The sequence below is a fragment of the Lelliottia sp. RD5 genome, assembly GCF_056032945.1.
Genome location: NZ_JBVYHQ010000001.1, coordinates 826,678 through 847,579, shown reverse-complemented (window position 1 = coordinate 847,579; position 20,902 = coordinate 826,678). Strand labels below are relative to the sequence as shown.

Annotated in this window: 17 protein-coding genes and 1 other RNA gene; 10 read left to right on the top strand and 8 right to left on the bottom strand. The window is 53.7% G+C overall.

What is annotated here, in order from left to right; all coding sequences use genetic code 11:
• Positions 1-115 precede the first annotated feature (115 nt).
• Entirely contained in the window at positions 116-949 is an 834-nt protein-coding gene (ppsR, locus tag AC0LWE_RS04225; protein WP_059178168.1) for a posphoenolpyruvate synthetase regulatory kinase/phosphorylase PpsR, read from the bottom strand.
• A 335-nt stretch (positions 950-1,284) separates the two neighbouring features.
• Here ppsR and ppsA point away from each other — a divergent pair, with 335 nt between their 5' ends.
• Entirely contained in the window at positions 1,285-3,663 is a 2,379-nt protein-coding gene (gene ppsA, locus AC0LWE_RS04220; RefSeq protein ID WP_059178167.1) for a phosphoenolpyruvate synthase, read from the top strand.
• Positions 3,664-3,742: 79 nt separating this feature from the next.
• Here ppsA and rprA read toward each other — a convergent pair.
• Both rprA and ydiK read right to left on the bottom strand, forming a co-directional pair.
• Positions 3,743-3,850, bottom strand: an RNA gene (rprA, locus tag AC0LWE_RS04215) — antisense sRNA RprA.
• A 184-nt stretch (positions 3,851-4,034) separates the two neighbouring features.
• A complete protein-coding gene (ydiK, locus tag AC0LWE_RS04210) occupies positions 4,035-5,150 on the bottom strand; it encodes an AI-2E family transporter YdiK (protein ID WP_202666918.1) in 1,116 nt (371 codons plus the stop codon).
• Between the two features lie 324 nt (positions 5,151-5,474).
• Here ydiK and ydiJ point away from each other — a divergent pair, with 324 nt between their 5' ends.
• The 6 genes from ydiJ to fdnI all read left to right on the top strand — a co-directional run bounded on the left by ydiJ (position 5,475) and on the right by fdnI (position 13,969).
• The gene (ydiJ, locus tag AC0LWE_RS04205; protein WP_219346681.1) at positions 5,475-8,531 is read left to right on the top strand and encodes a D-2-hydroxyglutarate dehydrogenase YdiJ; all 3,057 of its coding nucleotides are present in this window, start codon (positions 5,475-5,477) and stop codon (positions 8,529-8,531) included.
• Complete coding sequence (gene menI / locus AC0LWE_RS04200) at positions 8,528-8,938, top strand: 1,4-dihydroxy-2-naphthoyl-CoA hydrolase (RefSeq protein ID WP_219346680.1); 411 nt, start codon at positions 8,528-8,530, stop codon at positions 8,936-8,938. Before ydiJ ends, menI begins: the two co-directional genes overlap by 4 nt.
• Positions 8,939-9,033: 95 nt before the next feature.
• Positions 9,034-9,228 (top strand): YdiH family protein, encoded by a 195-nt coding sequence (locus AC0LWE_RS04195; RefSeq protein ID WP_012017143.1) that lies wholly within the window; start codon positions 9,034-9,036, stop codon positions 9,226-9,228.
• 159 nt (positions 9,229-9,387) lie between these two features.
• The gene (fdnG, locus tag AC0LWE_RS04190) at positions 9,388-12,438 is read left to right on the top strand and encodes a formate dehydrogenase-N subunit alpha (RefSeq protein ID WP_219346679.1); all 3,051 of its coding nucleotides are present in this window, start codon (positions 9,388-9,390) and stop codon (positions 12,436-12,438) included.
• 12 nt (positions 12,439-12,450) lie between these two features.
• On the top strand, positions 12,451-13,338 hold the full coding sequence (gene fdxH / locus AC0LWE_RS04185) for a formate dehydrogenase subunit beta (RefSeq protein ID WP_219346678.1): 888 nt from the start codon (positions 12,451-12,453) through the stop codon (positions 13,336-13,338).
• The gene (fdnI, locus tag AC0LWE_RS04180; protein ID WP_059178162.1) at positions 13,331-13,969 is read left to right on the top strand and encodes a formate dehydrogenase-N subunit gamma; all 639 of its coding nucleotides are present in this window, start codon (positions 13,331-13,333) and stop codon (positions 13,967-13,969) included. The genes fdxH and fdnI overlap by 8 nt, the downstream gene beginning before the upstream one ends.
• A gap of 61 nt (positions 13,970-14,030) precedes the next feature.
• On the opposite strand, the gene fdhF is transcribed toward fdnI, so the two are convergent.
• The 4 genes from fdhF to ycgZ all read right to left on the bottom strand — a co-directional run bounded on the left by fdhF (position 14,031) and on the right by ycgZ (position 17,367).
• The gene (gene fdhF / locus AC0LWE_RS04175) at positions 14,031-16,181 is read right to left on the bottom strand and encodes a formate dehydrogenase subunit alpha (RefSeq protein WP_219346677.1); all 2,151 of its coding nucleotides are present in this window, start codon (positions 16,179-16,181) and stop codon (positions 14,031-14,033) included.
• A gap of 202 nt (positions 16,182-16,383) precedes the next feature.
• Positions 16,384-16,662, bottom strand: coding sequence for a biofilm/acid-resistance regulator YmgB/AriR (locus tag AC0LWE_RS04170; RefSeq protein WP_131489389.1), 279 nt, complete (start codon positions 16,660-16,662; stop codon positions 16,384-16,386).
• Between the two features lie 36 nt (positions 16,663-16,698).
• On the bottom strand, positions 16,699-17,019 hold the full coding sequence (locus tag AC0LWE_RS04165; RefSeq protein WP_059178159.1) for a hypothetical protein: 321 nt from the start codon (positions 17,017-17,019) through the stop codon (positions 16,699-16,701).
• Between the two features lie 108 nt (positions 17,020-17,127).
• The gene (ycgZ, locus tag AC0LWE_RS04160; RefSeq protein ID WP_059178158.1) at positions 17,128-17,367 is read right to left on the bottom strand and encodes a regulatory protein YcgZ; all 240 of its coding nucleotides are present in this window, start codon (positions 17,365-17,367) and stop codon (positions 17,128-17,130) included.
• Between the two features lie 342 nt (positions 17,368-17,709).
• Here ycgZ and AC0LWE_RS04155 point away from each other — a divergent pair, with 342 nt between their 5' ends.
• Both AC0LWE_RS04155 and AC0LWE_RS04150 read left to right on the top strand, forming a co-directional pair.
• Positions 17,710-18,930, top strand: coding sequence for a diguanylate phosphodiesterase (locus AC0LWE_RS04155; protein ID WP_219346676.1), 1,221 nt, complete (start codon positions 17,710-17,712; stop codon positions 18,928-18,930).
• A gap of 187 nt (positions 18,931-19,117) precedes the next feature.
• On the top strand, positions 19,118-19,855 hold the full coding sequence (locus AC0LWE_RS04150; protein ID WP_131489390.1) for a MerR family transcriptional regulator: 738 nt from the start codon (positions 19,118-19,120) through the stop codon (positions 19,853-19,855).
• Between the two features lie 30 nt (positions 19,856-19,885).
• On the opposite strand, the gene AC0LWE_RS04145 is transcribed toward AC0LWE_RS04150, so the two are convergent.
• Positions 19,886-20,158, bottom strand: coding sequence for an ElaB/YgaM/YqjD family protein (locus tag AC0LWE_RS04145; protein WP_012017153.1), 273 nt, complete (start codon positions 20,156-20,158; stop codon positions 19,886-19,888).
• A gap of 370 nt (positions 20,159-20,528) precedes the next feature.
• Between AC0LWE_RS04145 and sufA the strand changes: the two genes are divergently transcribed.
• The gene (gene sufA, locus AC0LWE_RS04140) at positions 20,529-20,897 is read left to right on the top strand and encodes a Fe-S cluster assembly scaffold SufA (protein WP_202693572.1); all 369 of its coding nucleotides are present in this window, start codon (positions 20,529-20,531) and stop codon (positions 20,895-20,897) included.
• Positions 20,898-20,902 lie beyond the last annotated feature (5 nt).

Here is a 20,902-nt window from a genome sequence, read left to right as displayed (position 1 = left end):
ACCGGGAAGTGATGGGCATCACCTTAAACCAATCCCTGCTGATTTCAAGTTCGGGGCATGTCGGCCCCGAGAGTGAAAGCGATCATAACTGAAATGAAAATAATGTACTAGCATATTAGTACATGCGGCGATTCAGACCCATGATGTCGAGGATTTTTGTGGCGATCTCTTCTACCGAATAGTTGGTGCTGTTCAGCCACGGAATTTGGTTTTTACGGTACAGCGCTTCGACTTCCGACACCTCCATGCGGCACTGACGCATGGACGCATAACGACTGTTCTCACGACGTTCTTCGCGGATGGCAGCGAGGCGCTCTGGATTAATGGTCAGACCAAACAGTTTATGCTGCAACGGTTTCAGCGCGGGAGGGAGCACCAGGTTATCCATATCGTCGGCAATAAAAGGGTAATTCGCGGCACGAATGCCAAACTGCATCGCCAGATACAGGCTGGTGGGCGTTTTGCCGCAGCGCGATACGCCAAGCAAAATCACCTGGGCCTGATCGAGATTACGCATCGAAATCCCGTCGTCGTGCGCCAGGGTGTAATCAATCGCGGCGATACGCGCGTCATATTTGATCAGGTTGCCCGGATTGAGCCCGTGAGTGCGATGGGCAATGGGCGTCGGGTCGAGTTTTAACTCACCCTGCAAGGGCGCGACCAACGCCTGCACAATATCCTGACAGAAGCCTTCACTTTGCAAAATAATGTCGCGAATTTCGGGGATAACGATGGAATAGAACACTAACGGGCGCGCGCCGGTTTGCTGGTAAATCGCATCAATTTGCTCTTTCACCGCTTTGGCGCGACTTTCATTTTCGACAAACGGCAGCGTGATGCTGTTTATCGCCACCGGGAATTGTGACATCACCGCATGGCCCAACACCTCGGCGGTGATGGCCGTACCATCAGAAATATAAAAAACGTGGCGATCGACAGCATTATCCATTTTACTCACCCAGAATAGCGAACCTAATTGACTGAAAGCATAAATTAAAAAAGTAAAATACACAGCAAAGAACGTTTTTAAATTATAAATGAAATGGTGTTTTTAATTTTAATGAAAAGTGGATTTCATTTTCCATATAGGCGTCTAAGTTTCATGGTCTTTGTATGAATCCATACGAATCATGGCGTTAGGCGCTGATGGGAAAGTATCCGAAAAAGAGAAAAATAAAAGTGCTTACACGATTCACCGTTTTTTTGTCGGGGATAAATATGCAAGTATAAATACGAAGTCAGACGTTTCTTACTCCGCTTAAATATCACAAAAGGATTGTTTCGATGTCCAACAATGGCTCGTCACCGCTGGTGCTTTGGTATAACCAACTCGGCATGAATGATGTAGACAGAGTTGGAGGCAAAAATGCCTCCCTGGGTGAAATGATTACAAACCTGTCCGGTATGGGTGTTTCCGTACCGAATGGTTTTGCCACTACCGCCGATGCGTTTAACTATTTTCTCGATCAGAGCGGTGTAAACCAGCGCATTTACGACCTGCTGGACAAAACGGATATTGACGACGTGACCGAGCTTGCCAAAGCCGGTTCGCAAATCCGCCAGTGGATCATCGACACACCTTTCCAGCCTGAACTGGAACACGCCATTCATGAGGCTTATAACCAACTGTCTGCCGACGACGCGCAGGCTTCGTTTGCCGTGCGCTCTTCCGCCACCGCAGAAGATATGCCGGATGCCTCGTTTGCTGGTCAGCAGGAAACGTTCCTCAACGTGCAGGGGTATGACGCCGTGCTGGTCGCGGTGAAACACGTCTTTGCTTCGCTGTTCAATGACCGCGCCATCTCCTATCGCGTGCATCAGGGCTACGATCACCGTGGCGTCGCGCTCTCTGCGGGCGTGCAGCGCATGGTGCGCTCCGATGTTGGCGCTTCCGGCGTGATGTTCTCGATTGATACCGAATCCGGTTTCGATCAGGTGGTGTTTATCACTTCCGCCTGGGGGCTGGGTGAGATGGTGGTGCAGGGCGCGGTTAACCCTGACGAATTCTATGTACACAAACCGACGCTGGCGGCGAATCGCCCCTCTATCGTTCGTCGTACGATGGGTTCCAAAAAAATCCGCATGATTTATGCGCCGAATCTTGAACACGGTAAACAGGTTGAGATTGAAGATGTGCCGCAGGAGCAGCGCGACCGTTTCTCTCTCAGTGATGACGACGTGCAGGAGCTGGCGAAACAAGCGGTGCAAATTGAGAAGCACTATGGCCGTCCGATGGACATCGAATGGGCGAAAGACGGGCACACCGGTAAGCTGTTTATCGTGCAGGCCCGTCCAGAAACCGTGCGTTCTCGCGGCCAGGTGATGGAGCGTTACACGCTGCATGCGCAGGGCAAAATCGTGGCCGAAGGCCGTGCGATTGGCCACCGTATTGGCGCGGGTCCGGTCAAAGTGATCCACGATATCAGCGAAATGAATCTGGTTCAGCCGGGTGATGTGCTGGTGACTGACATGACCGACCCTGACTGGGAACCGATCATGAAAAAAGCCGCGGCAATCGTCACAAACCGTGGTGGCCGCACCTGTCACGCCGCCATCATCGCGCGTGAGCTGGGCATCCCGGCGGTGGTGGGCTGTGGTGACGCGACCGAACGCATGAAAGATGACGAGAAAGTGACCGTCTCCTGCGCCGAAGGCGATACCGGCTACGTGTATGCCGATATTCTGGATTTCAGCGTGAAAAGTTCCAGCGTCGATACCATGCCGGATCTGCCGCTTAAAATCATGATGAACGTCGGTAACCCTGACCGTGCCTTTGATTTTGCCTGTCTGCCTAACGAAGGCGTGGGCCTGGCGCGTCTGGAATTTATCATCAACCGCATGATTGGGGTGCATCCGCGTGCGCTGCTGGAGTTTGACGACCAGGACGTCGCGCTTCAAAAAGAAATTCGCGAGATGATGAAAGGCTACGACTCGCCGAAAGAGTTCTACGTAGGCCGTCTGACGGAAGGGATCGCGACGCTTGGGGCGGCGTTCTATCCAAAGCGGGTGATTGTGCGTCTGTCAGACTTTAAGTCTAACGAATACGCCAATCTGGTGGGCGGTGAGCGCTACGAGCCAGAAGAAGAGAACCCGATGCTGGGCTTCCGTGGTGCTGGCCGTTACGTTTCTGACAGTTTCCGCGACTGTTTCGCCCTGGAATGCGACGCGGTAAAACGCGTGCGTAACGAAATGGGTCTCACCAATGTCGAAATCATGGTGCCGTTTGTGCGAACCGTTGAGCAGGCGAAAGCCGTGGTAGAGGAGCTGGCACGTCAGGGACTCAAACGCGGCGAGAACGGGCTGAAGATCATCATGATGTGTGAAATCCCGTCAAATGCCCTGCTGGCAGAGCAGTTCCTGGAACATTTCGACGGCTTCTCAATCGGCTCCAATGATATGACGCAGCTGGCTCTGGGCCTGGACCGAGATTCTGGCGTGGTGTCAGAGCTGTTCGACGAACGTAATGAAGCGGTAAAAGCGTTGCTGTCGATGGCTATTCGCGCAGCCAAGAAACAGGGCAAATACGTCGGGATTTGTGGTCAGGGTCCTTCCGATCACGAAGATTTTGCGGCATGGCTGATGGAAGAAGGGATCGACAGCCTGTCCCTGAACCCAGATACGGTGGTGCAAACCTGGCTGAGTCTGGCCGAACTGAAGAAGTAATGTCTTCCTGAAAAAGCCCGGCGGCGTCATGCTTGCCGGGCTTTTTTATGTCTCAGGCTCGTACTCGCCAAAAAAAAGCATAAAAAAAAGCCCATCGTGGGAGATGGGCAAAGACTACACACAGCAATTCGTTGTTTCACTCAGGGGATTTCCATGCTTATAAATCAATGCGTTGATTTATAACCTTGAGCTAATAGTAGGCATGCTACGTTTTTGCGTCGATCAGATTCGTCTCAATAGTTTAAGGGGCGTGAACATTTTGCGAGGGGAATGACGTGGTTAGGTGAGGCGCAGCAGGCCAGACTCGTTTTACGTATCAAAATTGATTAGTTGGGCTTATGTATCAGGCGGGTTGCCCCGCCTGGAGAGAACTACTGCTTGTTTTTATCTTCCAGCGTTTCGAGTTCGTGTAACACCACATCCGGGTCGGTCGCAGGCGGCGGAATTTCATGCACCCATGCGGAGAACAGACGCCAGGTCACGGCCAACAGAACCGGACCAATAAACAGTCCAATCATGCCGAAAGCAATCAAACCGCCAATGACGCCAGACAGGATCAGAATCAGCGGCAGATCGGCGCCCATGCGTATCAGCATCGGGCGGATAACGTTGTCCATCGTGCCAACCACGCAACTCCACACCAGCAGCACTGTGCCCCAGGTGGTGTCGCCGCTCCAGTAAAGCCAGATAATGCACGGGACCAGCACCAGCAGAGGCCCAAGCTGCACCAGACAGGTCAGGATCATGATGACCGTGAAAATGGTCGCATACGGTACGCCTGAAATCGCCAGACCAATGCCGCCGAGAACCGCTTGCGCCAGCGCAGTCACCACCACACCGAGCGCCACGGCGCGTACCGCCTGTCCTGCCAGCAACACGGCCGCATCACCTCGCGGTCCTGCCAGGCGCGTGGCAAAATGACGCACGCCGAGGGCCACCTGTTCGCCACGCCAGTAAAGCAGGGCGCTGAAGACCAGCATCAGGGCGCAATGCATCACGAAACGCCCAACATGCGCCGCCTGACCCACAAACCAGGTGGTGGTGGTGCCGATGTATGGCCGGACCTTCGTCATGATCGCACTGCCGCCCATCTCCAGCAGGCTATGCCAGCCGCTGTAAAGCTTCGCGCCAATTATCGGCACACTGTTCAGCCACGCGAGATCCGGAATGGTCATTTCGCCGCTGGTAATCGAGCGAATCACCGGCCCGCTGGTATCGACCAGACTGTTCACCAGCAGCGCAATCGGAATAATGAAGACCAGAAAAAGAAACAGCGTCATCACCACCACCGCCAGTGAGCGACGACCAAACAGCAGTTTTTGCAGACGAATAAACAGTGGCCAGGTGGCGATAACCACCGTTCCGGCCCACGCAAAACCCAGAACAAAAGGGCGTACTATCCATAGACACGCAATGATGATGATGGCTAAAAACAGCACCGACAGCAGAATTTGCGCAACGTCCCTGGGCTGACGAAGATTGACCATAAATGAAATTTACCTTTAATGAACACCAGCCGCGCAGGTGGAAAGCTAAAACCGCGTCACTCTAATCATTAGTGATTTCAGCCGTTTTTGACAGTCGGATTCTGCCCGTAATTCTGCTGAGCGTATAAGAAAAAAATGTGATACAAACATTCAGACACAACGCAAACGATTATCTCCCGTCATATTTCATGCTGTAGCTGCGTTGGTTGGGTGCGTACCTCCCCGTTAAAGCGTTATCTCTGCGCCAGGGTCCACGCCGTTACCAGCCGCAATCAGCGCGAACTATCCAGGGAGTTCACCACTTAATAATTAGGGTCGACAGTAATGATCCCATTGATTTCTCAGGCACCCGGCGTCGTTCAGCTGGTACTGAATTATTTGCAAGCACTGGAGCAACAGGGTTTTACAGGTGATACCGCCACCAGCTATGCCGACAGGCTAACGATGGCGACCGACAACAGTATCTATCAGTTACTTCCCGATGCCGTCGTTTTCCCGCGTTCCACCGCAGACGTGGCGCTCATTTCGCGTCTGGCGGCCCAGGAACGTTTCGCGTCGCTGGTCTTTACCCCGCGCGGCGGCGGAACCGGCACCAATGGTCAGGCTCTGAATCAGGGCATCATCATTGATATGTCGCGTTATATGAACCGTATTATTGAGATCAACCCCGAAGAGGGCTGGGTGCGTGTTGAAGCGGGCGTGATAAAAGATCAGCTCAACCAGTTCCTGAAACCTTACGGCTATTTCTTCGCGCCGGAGCTCTCGACCAGTAACCGCGCTACCATTGGCGGCATGATTAACACCGATGCCTCCGGGCAGGGGTCGCTGGTCTACGGGAAAACATCCGATCATATTCTGGGCGTCCGCGCAGTGCTGTTGGGCGGCGATATTCTTGATACCCAGGCGATGCCGGTTGAACTGGCTGAAACGCTCGGGAAAGACAACACCGCGGTCGGGAGAATTTACCGTACCGTGCTGGATAGCTGTCGCGACAACCGTCAGCTGATTATCGATAAATTCCCGAAACTTAACCGCTTCCTGACCGGCTACGATCTGCGTCATGTTTTCAATGACGATCTCAGCGAATTCGACTTAACCCGTATTCTGACCGGCTCCGAAGGTACGCTGGCGTTTATCACTGAAGCGCGTCTGGACATCACCCGGCTGCCGAAGGTGCGCCGTCTGGTCAACGTTAAATATAACTCTTTCGATTCCGCGCTGCGCAATGCGCCGTTTATGGTCGATGCGCGGGCGCTGTCGGTGGAAACCGTCGACTCTAAAGTGCTCAATCTGGCGCGGGAAGATATTGTCTGGCATTCGGTCAGCGAGCTGATTACCGACGTGCCGGATAAAGAGATGCTCGGGCTGAACATCGTGGAATTTGCGGGCGATGACGCGGCGCTGATTGAGAGCCAGGTATCAATGCTATGCAACCGTCTCGATGAACTGATCGCCACGGGTGAAGGCGGCGTGATTGGCTGGCAACTGTGCAACGACCTCTCGGGCATCGAGCGGATCTATGCGATGCGTAAAAAAGCGGTCGGTCTGCTGGGTAACGCTAAAGGGGCGGCGAAGCCGATTCCGTTTGCGGAAGACACCTGCGTACCGCCGGAACATCTGGCGGATTATATCGTCGAGTTCCGTGCGCTGCTCGACGGCCACGGCCTGAGCTACGGCATGTTCGGCCATGTCGATGCCGGCGTATTGCACGTGCGTCCTGCGCTGGATATGTGTGATCCCCAGCAGGAGATGCTGATGAAGCGCATCTCTGATGAGGTGGTGGCACTCACGGCGAAATACGGCGGTCTGCTGTGGGGCGAGCACGGCAAAGGATTCCGCGCAGAGTACAGCCCGGCGTTTTTCGGCGAGCAACTGTATGGTGAACTGCGCAAAGTCAAAGCGGCGTTTGATCCGGATAACCGTCTCAATCCGGGCAAAATTTGCCCGCCAGCAGGCGTTGACGATCCGATGATGCAGGTCGGCGCCGTGAAGCGTGGCACCTTCGACCGGCAGATCCCGATTGCGGTGCGCTCATCCTGGCGCGGCGCGATGGAGTGTAACGGCAACGGTTTGTGCTTTAACTTCGACGTGAAAAGCCCGATGTGTCCGTCGATGAAAATCACCAGCAACCGCATCCATTCCCCAAAAGGGCGTGCGACGCTGGTACGTGAATGGCTGCGTCTGCTGGCGGATCGCGGTGTCGATCCGGTTAAGCTGGAAAACGACCTGCCGGAAAAACGCGCCAGCCTGCGCACGCTGATTGAACGCTCCCGAAACAGCTGGCATGCCAGTAAAGGTGAGTACGATTTCTCGCACGAAGTGAAAGAGGCGATGTCCGGCTGCCTGGCCTGTAAAGCCTGCTCGACGCAGTGCCCGATCAAAATTGACGTGCCGGAGTTCCGCTCGCGCTTCCTGCAGCTTTATCACTCCCGCTATCTGCGCCCGATGCGCGATCATCTGGTGGCGACGGTTGAAATCTATGCGCCGTTGATGGCGCGCGCGCCAAAAACCTTCAACTTTTTCATCAATCAGCCGCTGGTGCGCAAGCTGTCCGAAAAGCATATCGGCATGGTCGATCTGCCGCTGCTCTCAACGCCGTCTCTGCAACGCGAGCTGGTCGGACACCGTTCGGCCAATATGACGCTGGAACAGCTGGAAACCTTGAGCGACGAACAAAAAACGAAAACTGTGCTGGTGGTGCAGGATCCGTTCACCAGCTATTACGATGCACGGGTGGTCGCCGATTTTGTACGCTTAGTGGAACGTGTGGGCTATCAGCCGGTGGTCCTGCCGTTCTCACCGAATGGCAAAGCGCAGCATATTAAAGGCTTCCTGAGCCGGTTTGCCAAAACGGCGCAGAAAACGTCTGACTTCCTGAATCGCGTTGCGCAGCTTGGGATGCCGATGGTGGGCGTCGATCCGGCGCTGGTGCTGTGTTATCGCGATGAATACAAACAAACGCTCGGCGATAAGCGCGGTGACTTCAACGTCATGCTGGTACACGAATGGTTGCCCGCGGCGCTGCAAAATGTTGCGACGCAGGAGACAAGCGGGGAATCCTGGTATCTGTTTGGCCACTGTACCGAAGTGACCGCGCTGCCTGCTGCGCCTGCTCAGTGGGCGTCTATCTTCGCCCGTTTTGGGGCGAAACTGGAAAACGTCAGCGTCGGCTGCTGCGGTATGGCCGGGACGTATGGGCATGAAGTGAAAAACCACGCCAATTCCCTCGGGATTTACGAACTGTCGTGGCATCAGGCGATGCAGCGTTTGCCGCGTAACCGCTGTCTGGCGACGGGGTATTCCTGTCGCAGCCAGGTGAAACGCGTCGAAGGCAACGGCGTTCGCCATCCGTTACAGGCTTTACTGGAGATTATGGGATGATCTGGAAACGCGACGTCACGCTGCACGCGCTCAACGCCATGGGCGAGGGCAACATGGTCGGGCTGCTCGATATTCAATTTACGCGTATCGGGGCAGACGAGATTGAGGCCACCATGCCCGTGGATCACCGCACCCATCAGCCGTTCGGCTTGCTGCACGGCGGAGCCTCGGTGGTGCTCGCCGAAACGCTGGGTTCGGTTGCGGGTTATCTCTGTACCGAGGGCGAGCAAAAAGCCGTCGGGCTTGAGGTGAATGCCAATCACATCCGGTCTGTGCGCAGTGGGCGTGTGCGGGGTGTGTGCCGGGCATTGCATACGGGGGGCCGTCATCAGGTGTGGCAAATTGACATCTTTGATGAGCAGGACCGCCTGTGCTGCTCGTCGCGGCTGACGACCACCGTGGTTTAAACAACGGTAAGCATCTGCAACAAATTGTCTCTGGTCAAAAAATGGGCAGTGAAAGGTGTTATACTGGTCAGGATTTGTACACAAGAGAGGATGTTATGGATACCGAATTAAACCCAGCCATACTGGCAGTAGAGTTTTTGCGTCGCGATAAGAGCAACTTGTCTCCGGCACAGTACCTGAAAAAGCTTAAACAGCTTGAACTGGAATTTGCCGACTTGCTCGCGCTCTCTTCTAATGAATTAAAAGAAGAGATCTATTTTGCCTGGCGGTTGGGCGTTCACGTCCATTAATGTTCGATACCTGATAAAAGGTCGCTGAGGCGGCCTTTTTTGTTTTTTACTCCTCTGTGATCTCACCGCGTATAACCACAAATGGATAATGGTTTATCCAGCTTAATAACCCTATAATCTCCGTCCCTTTTCCCGTCTTAAGTTTAAGCTGGAGGATACATGGAGTTTAGCCGGAGGCAGTTCTTTAAGATCTGCGCGGGCGGTATGGCAGGAACCACTGTTGCATCTCTCGGATTTTTATCATCTTTTTCCGCGCTCGCGGAAACACGTCAATACAAACTCTTAAAAGCAAAAGAGACGCGTAATAACTGTACATACTGCTCGGTTGGCTGCGGCATGATTATGTATAGCCTCGGCGACGATGCCAAAAACGTCAAAGAAAGTATCTATCACGTCGAAGGCGACGCGGATCATCCGGTCAGCCGGGGTTCACTTTGCCCGAAAGGGGCAGGGGTACTGGATTACATCCACAGTGAGACCCGCCTGCTGTATCCCGAATACCGCGCGCCGGGGTCTGATAAATGGCAGCGTATTTCATGGGACGACGCCATCGAGCGTATCGCCCGTCTGATGAAAGCGGATCGTGACGCCAACTTTATCGAAAAGAACGCCCAAGGGCTGACGGTCAACCGCTGGACAACCACGGGCATGCTCTGTTCGTCGGCGGCCAGCAATGAAACCGGTATTCTCGACGGAAAATTTGCCCGCGCGCTGGGCATGGTGGCGATCGACTGTCAGGCACGTTTGTGCCACGGTCCAACCGTTGCCGCCCTGGCACCCACCTTTGGTCGCGGGGCGATGACCAATAACTGGGTTGATATTAAAAACGCCAACGTGGTGTTGATCATGGGCGGTAACGCCGCGGAAGCCCATCCGGTCGGCTTTAAATGGGTCGTTGAAGCGCAGACCAAAAACGACGCCACGGTGGTGGTGGTGGATCCACGCTTTAACCGCAGCGCAGCGGTTGCCGATCTTTATGCACCCATCCGTGCCGGTTCAGACACCGCTTTCCTGCTGGGGGCCATTCGCTATCTGATTGCGCATGACGCCATCCAGCACGAATACGTCCGTGCCTACACCAATGCCAGCCTGATTATTCGCGACGACTATGCGTTCGATGACGGTCTGTTCAGCGGCTATGACGCCGAAAAGCGTCAGTACGATAAATCGAGCTGGTTCTATCAACTGGACGCGCAGGGCCAGGTGCAGCGTGACGATACGCTCAGCCATCCGCGCTGCGTCTGGAATCTGCTTAAAGCGCACGTCGATCGCTATACGCCAGAGATGGTGAACCGTCTGTGCGGAACGTCGATTGATGATTTCAACCGCATTTGCGCGATCCTCGCCAGCACCAGCGTACCGGATCGCACGGCGACAATCTTGTACGCGCTCGGCTGGACGCACCACACGGCGGGCGCACAGATCATCCGTGCGGCGGGCATGTTGCAACTGTTGCTCGGCAATATCGGGATGGCAGGCGGCGGCGTCAACGCGCTGCGCGGTCACTCCAATATTCAGGGCTACACCGATCTGGGGTTGCTCTCAACCAATCTGCCGGGCTACATGCCGCTGCCGTCCGAAAAGCAGCCGGATTATCAGACCTATATCTCGCAGATCACCCCGCCGTCGCTGGGGCTTAACGAAGTGAACTACTGGCAAAACACGCCGAAGTTCTTTATCAGCATGATGAAAAGCTTCTGGGGTGAACATGCCACGGCAGACAACAACTGGGGCTACGACTGGCTGCCGAAATGGGATCGTCTGTATGACGTGATGACCCAGGCCAAGCTGATGCTCGACGGGAAAATCAACGGTTACATCGTTCAGGGCTTTAATCCGCTGGCGGCGTTCCCGGATAAGAACAAATCGTCCCGGGCGCTCTCGAAGCTCAAATACATGGTGGTTATCGATCCGCTGGTCACCGAGTCATCAACCTTCTGGCAGCATCACGGCGAAATGAACGACGTGAATCCAGCGGATATCCAGACCGAAGTCTTCCGTCTGCCATCATCCTGTTTTGCGGAAGAAGATGGTTCCATTGCCAACTCGGGCCGCTGGCTGCAATGGCACTGGGCGGCCGCTGAGCCACCGGGTGAAGCGATGCACGACGGCAAAATTCTGGGCCGCCTGTTTACGCGCCTGCGCGAACTCTATCAGGCCGAAGGCGGGGCGAACCCGGCGCCGGTGCTGAACATGTCGTGGGATTACAAAAATCCCCGCGATCCGCATCCGGAAGAGATTGCCCGCGAAGCCAACGGCGTGGCGCTGGTGGATCTGTTTGATGACAAAGGCCAGCTGGTGGCGAAAAAAGGCCAGCAGCTCAGCAGTTTTGCGCAGCTACGCGATGACGGCACCACCAGCAGCTTCTGCTGGGTGTACTGCGGAAGCTGGACCGAGCAGGGCAATCAGATGGCGAACCGCGATAACAGCGATCCGTACGGACTGGGCTGTACGCCAGGCTGGGCGTGGTCGTGGCCGGCGAACCGTCGCATTCTCTACAACCGCGCCTCTGCCGATGTGGCCGGGAAACCCTGGGACGCCAAACGTGCTTTGCTGCACTGGGATGGCAAAAAATGGACCGGTCAGGACGTGGCGGATTACAACGCGTCGGCACCGGGCAGCAACGTCGGGCCGTTTATCATGAATCCAGAAGGGGTGGCGCGTCTGTTCTCCATCGACAAGATGAACGACGGCCCGTTCCCGGAACATTATGAACCGATTGAATCGCCGATTGGCACCAACCCGCTGCATCCGAATGTCATATCCAGCCCCGTCGCGCGCATCTTCAAGGAAGACCTGCCGAATATGGGCAAAGCCGATGACTTCCCGTATGTCGCCACTACCTATTCAATCACCGAGCTGTTCCGTCACTGGACCAAACATGCGCGGCTCAACGCAATTGCCCAGCCGGATCAGTTTGTCGAAATTGGCGAAGCGCTGGCGCAAGAGAAGGGCATTGTCGCCGGGGATGAAGTGAAAGTGATGTCGAAACGTGGCTTTATCAAAGCGAAAGCGGTGGTCACCAAACGCCTGCAAACCCTGACCATTGACGGACGTAAGGTCAACACCGTGGGCATTCCGTGTCACTGGGGCTTTGAGGGGGCGACACGTAAAGGCTTCCTGGCGAATACGTTGACGCCCTCCGTGGGCGACGCCAACTCGCAGACGCCGGAGTACAAGGCGTTTTTAGTCGACATCGAGAAGGCGTAAGGGAGGCCACCTATGTCCATGCAATCACAAGATATTATCAAGCGTTCGGCCACCAACGGCTTCACGCCTCCGCCCCATGCGCGGGACTTCAAAACCGAAGTCGCGAAGCTTATCGATGTCTCAACCTGCATCGGCTGTAAAGGTTGTCAGGTCGCCTGTTCCGAATGGAATGATATTCGCGATGAAGTGGGGGTGTGCGAAGGCGTGTACGACAATCCGATGGATTTGACGGCCAAATCCTGGACGGTGATGCGCTTTAGCGAAACCACGCAAAACAACAAGCTGGAGTGGCTGATCCGCAAGGACGGCTGCATGCACTGCGCGGATCCGGGCTGCCTCAAAGCCTGCCCGTCTGCCGGGGCGATTATCCAGTATGCCAACGGGATTGTGGATTTTCAGTCCGAGCACTGCATCGGTTGCGGATACTGCATCGCCGGCTGTCCGTTCAACATTCCCCGTCTGAATCCTGACGATAACCGCGTCTACAAATGTACGTTGTGCGTGGATCGCGTGACCGTCGGCCAGGAACCGGCGTGCGTCAAAACGTGTCCGACCGGCGCGATTCATTTCGGCAGCAAAAAAGAGATGCTGGAGATGGGGGAGACGCGCGTGGCGCAGCTCAAAAAACGCGGCTATGCGCATGCCGGCGTTTACAACCCGCAGGGCGTGGGCGGCACGCATGTGATGTACGTGTTGCACCATGCCGACCAGCCGGAGCTGTATCACAATCTGCCAAACGATCCGAAAATCGACGTCCCGGTCAACCTGTGGAAAGGCATTCTGAAGCCGCTCTCTGCAGCCGGATTTATCGCCACGTTTGCCGGACTGATTTACCACTATATCGGTGTGGGGCCAAACAAAGAGACGGACGACGATGAAGAGGAGAACGATCATGAGTAAGAGCAAAATGATCCTGCGCACGAAGTTTATCGATCGCGCCTGTCACTGGACGGTAGTGATCTGCTTCTTCCTGGTCTCTCTCTCCGGGATTGCGCTCTTTTTCCCGACGCTTCAGTGGCTCACTCAGACCTTCGGCACACCGCAAATGGGGCGTATTCTGCATCCGTTTTTTGGCGTACTGATATTCTTTGCGCTGATGTTTATGTTTGTGCGTTTCGTGCATCACAACATTCCGGATAAACAGGATCTGCCCTGGATAAAAGGGATTGTTGAAGTGCTGAAAGGCAACGAACACAAAGTGGCGGACGTCGGCAAATATAACGCCGGACAGAAAATGATGTTCTGGAGCATTATGAGCATGATTTTTGTGCTGCTGGCGACGGGCGTGATTATCTGGCGTCCCTATTTTGCCCATTATTTCCCGATGACGGTGGTGCGCTGGAGTCTGTTAATTCATGCCACGGCGGCGATTATTTTGATTCACGCCATCCTGATCCATATGTATATGGCGTTCTGGGTGAAAGGGTCAGTGAAGGGGATGATTGAAGGGAAGGTGAGCCGTCGTTGGGCGAAGAAACACCATCCACGCTGGTATCGCGAGGTCGAAGCCAAAGAGCAAAACAAAGAGTAAGCGATAAAAAAGAGGCTCGCACCGGCGAGCCTCTTTGCTGTTCATTCCCGTTAATGCTCTGCTAAACGTTCACCGCACTGATTAACCGTGATTTCATCGACTGATAGGCCGTCGCGGCATAATCCTCCGCCCAACGCTGATCGTCGATAGCCTCAAGCTGCACCGCACAATATTTGGTTTCGGGCGTTTTGGAAATCGGATCGAGGTTATCCTGGGTCAGTTCATTGCACGCCCCAATCCACCACTGATAAGTCATGTAAACCGCACCGGCGTTAATGCGCTCACTGACGCTGGCACGGGTAATCACTTTCCCGCGACGCGAACGCACCCACACCAGTTGTCCATCCGCAATGCCCAACGCGTCGGCATCCGCCGGGTGAATCTGTACGCGCCCCGGTTCATCGGCCAGACTTTGCAACGCAGCGCAGTTACCGGTCATGGAGCGGCAGGAGTAATGTCCGACTTCACGCACGGTGCAGAGTACCAGCGGATAATCCGGGTCCGGCACTTCGGCAGGTGCGCGCCACGGAGCGGCGAACAGCTGACCTTTGCCGCTCGGCGTATCGAACTGATTATCTTTGTACAGGTACGGCGTGCCTGGGTGATCCAGCGTCGGACATGGCCACTGAATATGACCCATCTCGCCCATTTTTTCGTAGGTGACACCGTAAAACAGCGGGCACAGCTCGCGCATTTCGTCCCAGATTTGCTGGTTGGAATCGTAATGCATCGGATAACCCATCTCGCTGGCCAGCAGACTGATGATCTCCCAGTCGCGCTTCACGTTGCCGGTGGCCTCGATCGCCTTGCCAAAACGCTGGAATCCGCGATCGGCGCAGGTGAATACCCCGCCGTGCTCACCCCAGGACGTCGCGGGCAGCAGCACGTCCGCCACTTCCGCCGTTTTGGTCATGAAGATATCTTGCACCACAACGAAATCGAGAGCCTCAAAACCGCTGCGCACCAGGCCCAGATCGGCCTCGGTCTGAAGCGGATCTTCGCCCATGATGTAATAGGCTTTCACCTTGCCTTCCAGCGCCAGATGCGGGACTTCGGTGATGCGAACGCCTGGCTGATCGTCCATTTTGGTGGCGTCAATTCCCCACGCGTCGGCAAATTTCTGACGTATTTCAGGATCGGTGACATCCTGATAGCCGGGGAACATGTTGGGCAGAACGCCCATATCACACGCGCCCTGCACGTTGTTTTGACCGCGAACCGGGCCGACGCCAACGGCAGGACGACCAAGATTCCCGGTCAGCAGCGCCAGGCTGGAAAGCCCTTTTACCACATCCACCGCTTGTCCAAACTGCGTCACGCCCATGCCCCACATCACCGTGGCAGACGGCGCGGCCGCAAAGATGCGCATTGCCTGACGCACGTCCCGCGCGGGAATGCCGGTCAGATGCTCAACCTTTTCTGGGGCGTAATCTTTGACGGTCTCACGATAGGCATCGAGCCCCTCAGCAAAGCGTGCGACGTAGGTTTTGTCGTACAACTCCTCTTCCAGCAGGACGTAGCCGAACGCATTAACCAGCGCCATATTGCTGCCGTTTTTGAGCGGTAAATGTTGATCGGCGATGCGGGCGGTTTCGATACGACGCGGGTCGCAAACGATGATTTTCGCGCCGTTCTGACGCGCTTTCAGCACGCGTCGCGCCACGATAGGGTGAGAATCTGCACAGTTATAGCCAAACACCAGCAGGCATTTTGAGTTCTCGATATCGTTAATCGAGTTACTCATCGCCCCGTTCCCGAGCGTTTGCTGCAAACCGGCAACAGACGGGCCGTGACATACGCGCGCGCAGCAGTCGACATTGTTGGTGTTCAGGACGGCGCGAGCAAATTTCTGCATCACATAGTTGGTTTCGTTGCCCGTTCCGCGTGATGACCCGGTGGTCATAATGGATCGTGGGCCATAGTGTTCTTTGATCGTTTTCAGTTTATTCGCGGTGTAACGGATCGCCTCTTCCCAGGTGACGGGCGTAAAGGCGTCACCTTTGTTGTAGCGGATCATCGGTTGGGTCAGGCGAGGGGTGAGGAGTCGGGTATCGTTCAGAAAATCCCAACCGTAAAAACCTTTCAGGCACAGCGTACCCTGATTCGTGACGCCATCGGCGGCTTCGGCGCGGATAATACGATTGTTTTCGACAACGAGGTTTAATTTACAGCCTGCACCGCAGTAAGGGCAGACGCTTGCGACTTTTTTCATCAATAACAGACCTGTTAAGAAATGAAGAGAGGTTCAGCGGGAAACACTCTCGAAAGCAGGACATAAGCAGAATCCATGCCATATATTCATTTCATTGATATATCAGGTTTTATTGAAGGGATTGTTGCTTAGAAGAGCGTGTCATCGTCATGATGCTCGACACATTTGACGATGACACGTTACAGGGATTGAGGTGCGGGCGTTAAATATCATCCATGGTGTAACCCACAACGATTTCCAGCGTTTTGCGTATCACGTCGGCGCGAACGACATCGCTCGTCGACTCCAGCGCATGAATGAGCCAAAGAATGATCGCTTTGTTGGAGACATACCCATCGTTTACCAGCACATCACGCACCGCAGCGTTAAAGACAGCGGACTCATCCGCAAACCGATCGCCTGCGTTACGAAAATATTCTGATACTGCGCTATCAAAGTTTGCTGTATTAAATTCGGGTTGAACCTGAATATTCTGTCTCATTTATTCTCACCGTGATGGTTAAGTGGCGGTTGGCAGTCAATGTATTTTCTTTGGATCGGCAGGCTTTCCGTTGCTGAATAAAGGAACAACGTTGTTATTATTCATCCTTTGAGATCCCTCTCGATTCGCTGGGTTTTGCACGGCTCTGTAATGTTTAAACGCCACATCATTGCCGCTTATCTCTGCAATAACCGCTGCTATGGCTTCCCGCCTCTCAGGATCCTTTTCATGAGCTTTCATATTCCGTAATCTTTGCGTTAATGCATGCGTATTGATGGGGCCGTTCTCTTTCAAAAGCGAAAGAACGGCTTCACCAATAAGCTCGTCAACTATTTTGTCTACACCACGTCTATTCATAACAGCATCTCTAACAGCATTTCCGATCGCCTGGTCTTTGCTAGCCCTCAGCGCTCCTTCGTCCCGTTGACTGACAAACCAGGAAACCTGTTAATTGTTTTGCGAACTTCAGCGATCAAACAGTAATCCGATAAGCGTTTGATAATGTTTCTCTTCTTCCAAATCCGATGCATCTTCAAGACGGCACAGGAGCTTGGCACACAGCGTCTTGCGGTTCAGGCTGCGCCCGTCACGCAGGATTTCGACAACCACCTGTCCGAGCGTCTCCTGCTGGGTAGGTAAGGCGGCCTTGTCAAAGTATTGTGCAATGGCAGTGGCGGCATCGGGTTGGTATCCGTTCTGGCGCATGTTTCGATCCTGTAAAAATGAGTAATCAGTAACGTTACAAATAAGGTATACACTTTTCTTAAATCTGTACATTAAAAATGTACAGTATTTTCATATTTTTTCATTTTTTGTAACAGGTTTTATATAAATCAATGCGTTACGTTTGTCACGAATGCAGGATTATGCAAAGGATATATTGTACAACGTGTATGCAAAAGCAAAGTTGTACAAGGCGGAAAAACGGAGCAAAAAAACAGCTAAATCCTTGAGCTGTAAATTATTTGTTAAGCAACTAATATGGTATAACAAGCGATATTCACACCATTTGCATGTGTGACCCACTCAAAAACACCCTGGAAAATCATGCTCACAACCATTATTTACCGCAGCCATATCTGCGCGGACGTTCCAGTTAAATCTCTGGAAAAGATGGTAGAGGCTGCCGCCGATAAGAATCGGCACTCTGACGTCACAGGGATTTTATTATTTAACGGAATGCACTTTTTCCAGCTGCTGGAAGGGCCAGAAGAGAGCGTCAGGCGTATCTACGAGCATATTTGCCAGGACACCCGGCACTACAATCTGGTGGAGTTGCTCTATGACTACGGTCCATCAAGACGATTTGGCCATGTAGGAATGGAACTCTTTGATCTGAGGCGCTATGACAGGGAAGAAGTGCTTCAGCAGGTGTTGAATAAAGGGACAACGCGCTATCAGCTGACGTACAACGATCGTGCGCTACAGTTCTTCCGAACCTTTGTCGAAGCCACTGAAAAAGAAAACTATTTCGAGATTCCGCCGGGCGATTCGTGGGATTTCATCCCCGAAGAGGATGCGTTTTCACGCCAGCCTCAAGTGATCGCCAAAGGGGCAGACTGTAGCTTTGCGTTTCAGCCTATTGTTGACCCGTTGACTCAACAAGTTGTCTCCTGGGAAGCGCTGCTGCGAACGCCGTATGGCGAGTCCCCGGTCACTTATTTTGCGTCGCTGACCGGGAATGCGATTTACGAATCTGATCTGAAAAGCAAACAGGTGGCGCTATCTATGGCGAGTGCGCTGGGCCTTGAAGGCCAGACGTTATCCCTGAATCTGCTGCCGATGACGCTGGTCAATGTGCCTGATGCCGTCGATTTCCTGCTGAAAGAAATTGCCGCCAATGGTCTGGTGCCTGAGCAAATCATTATCGAATTCACCGAAAGTGAAGTGATTTCGCGGCTCACCGAATTCAAAGGGGCGGTCCGACAGCTCAAGAGCGCCGGCATCAGCGTGGCGATCGATCACTTTGGTGCCGGTTTTGCAGGCTTGCTGCTGCTGGCGCAATTCCAGCCAGATCGTATCAAGATCAACCGCGAACTGGTTGCGGATGTGCATAAAAGCGGCCCGCGCCAGGCGATTGTCCAGGCCATCATCAAATGCTGCGCCTCACTGGAAATCCAGTTTTGCGCCGTGGGCGTTGAAAAAGCGGAAGAGTGGATGTGGCTTGAATCGGCGGGCATTTCTGAGTTTCAGGGGCATCTTTTTGCCAGCCCAAAACTGGGGGGCATTCCGCCGATTGCCTGGCCTGAAAAGAAAGTCGATTTCTAACGTTGCCGTAAATCTCCCTCATGCTAAGCGATACATGCCGTAAAGTTTGTACAACAATGCATAAACCTAATCCGGGTTTGTAAGACTAATACTTGCTGTCATCCGGGTTCTTAGTTATACATTTCGTTTGTACAATCTGATAAGGTTAGTTAGTTTTAGTATGGAAGTATTGAGCGTGAGGGAGCTAATGGCCTATTACAGTATCGGCGAAGTCGCCGAACGATGCGGAATCAACCCAGTTACGCTGCGTGCATGGCAGCGTCGCTATGGTTTGTTGAAACCGCAGCGCAGCGAAGGCGGCCATCGCCAGTTCGATGAAGAAGACATTCTGCGCATCGAAGAAATTAAACGTCTTATGAAGAGCGGCGTTTCGGTGGGCAAGGTGAAAGCCCTTTTGGGCACGCAGGAACTGGTCACGGAGAGTAGCTGGACGGCATATCAGGAAGAGATGATGCTGGTCTTGCGCTACGCCAGCCCGGCAAAACTGCGCGCCAAACTTGCTGACTTCCGCCGTGAGCATTCCGTTGAAGCCCTCATCGATCATATTCTTGTCCCGGTCCGCCAACGCATGAGTCTCGATCAAAACACGGTTCGCCATATGGCAAGTCTGCTAGACGGCGTGCTCATTGAGGTTGCGGCGGCTTCTCTTGTAGAGTCGCGCAAAAAACCAGGCAAAGACGCGCTGTTAATGGGATGGGAGTGCGAAGACCGCACGCGCCTGTGGCTTGAAGCTGCCCGGCTTTCCCATAAAGGCTGGCATATTGACGTGTTAGCAGAGCCGATCGATTCCCCACGCCCGGAGCTTTTCCCGGGGCAAAAAATCTTTGTCTGGACGGGTAAAACCGCTACACCACGTCAGCAGGAACAGCTGGATCACTGGCGAGAGCAGGGGTTTTCGGTGTCGTTCCACGAAGCGGGATTGTAAAAAAGGCCCTTGCGGGCCAGAGTGAAAGTGTTATTTACGACCCATCAACAGGCCAATAATGAGGCCAATGGCACCTGCGGCCATCAATCCAGTAAGCGGATTATCACGCACTCTTTCAGACACATCATCTGCCACATCCGACGCTTTGGCGGCATATTTTCGTGCTGCGCCTTTAAGCTGATGTTTCGGAGAGTCAACCGCAGCGCCAAACTGGGATTGCGCTTCTCCAGCAAGTTCGTCAGCTTTGTTAAAGGCTTTATTCGCCAGGCGATCGGCTTCATTCTCAAAATCATGTGATGACATAGTAATCTCCTTTTGGTGTCTCCTAAAGTCTAGCGCCTGACGGCCAAATCGCCCGCTCGACGCGCCATTTTCACCCTGTTTCAGTATTTTCCTGGAAATTCTGCTCTGTCTATTTTAAAAATAGGCATTATCTATACATCTTTAACAGGGTAACCCGTTGCAGCGATTAGCTTTTTATAATCCATTATTTATCAATGTATTGCATTATTTTATCCAACGCTCCTGCCAGCCGTGGCAGGGTCTATGCTTAAGTAAAGTAGCCAAAAAGGGCGATTAAGCCGAAAGCCCCTGCTGTCAGGGGGTTGAAGTGATAATCGTTATCACTAACATGGTGTTATGCCCGTAGTGGCTCAATAGACGAGGTGGACCTATGGAACTGCATTCAGAAACCTTTAACCCTGCTGATTTCGCCTGGCGTGGATTGACTCTCACGCCGACTGCGGCGGCGCAGATTCACGAATTAATCGATAAAAAACCGGAAATAGTGGGTTTGCGTTTAGGCGTGAAACAGACCGGCTGTGCGGGCTTTGGCTACGTGCTGGATACGGTCACCGAGCCTGAGAAAGACGATCTGATCTTTGAAACGGACGGCGCGAAGCTGTTTGTCGCCCTCCAGGCCATGCCGTTTATCGATGGAACAGAAGTCGATTTCGTGCGCGAAGGTTTAAACCAGTTATTCAAATTTAATAACCCGAAAGCCCAGAACGAATGCGGCTGCGGCGAAAGCTTTGGGGTATAGGCGGT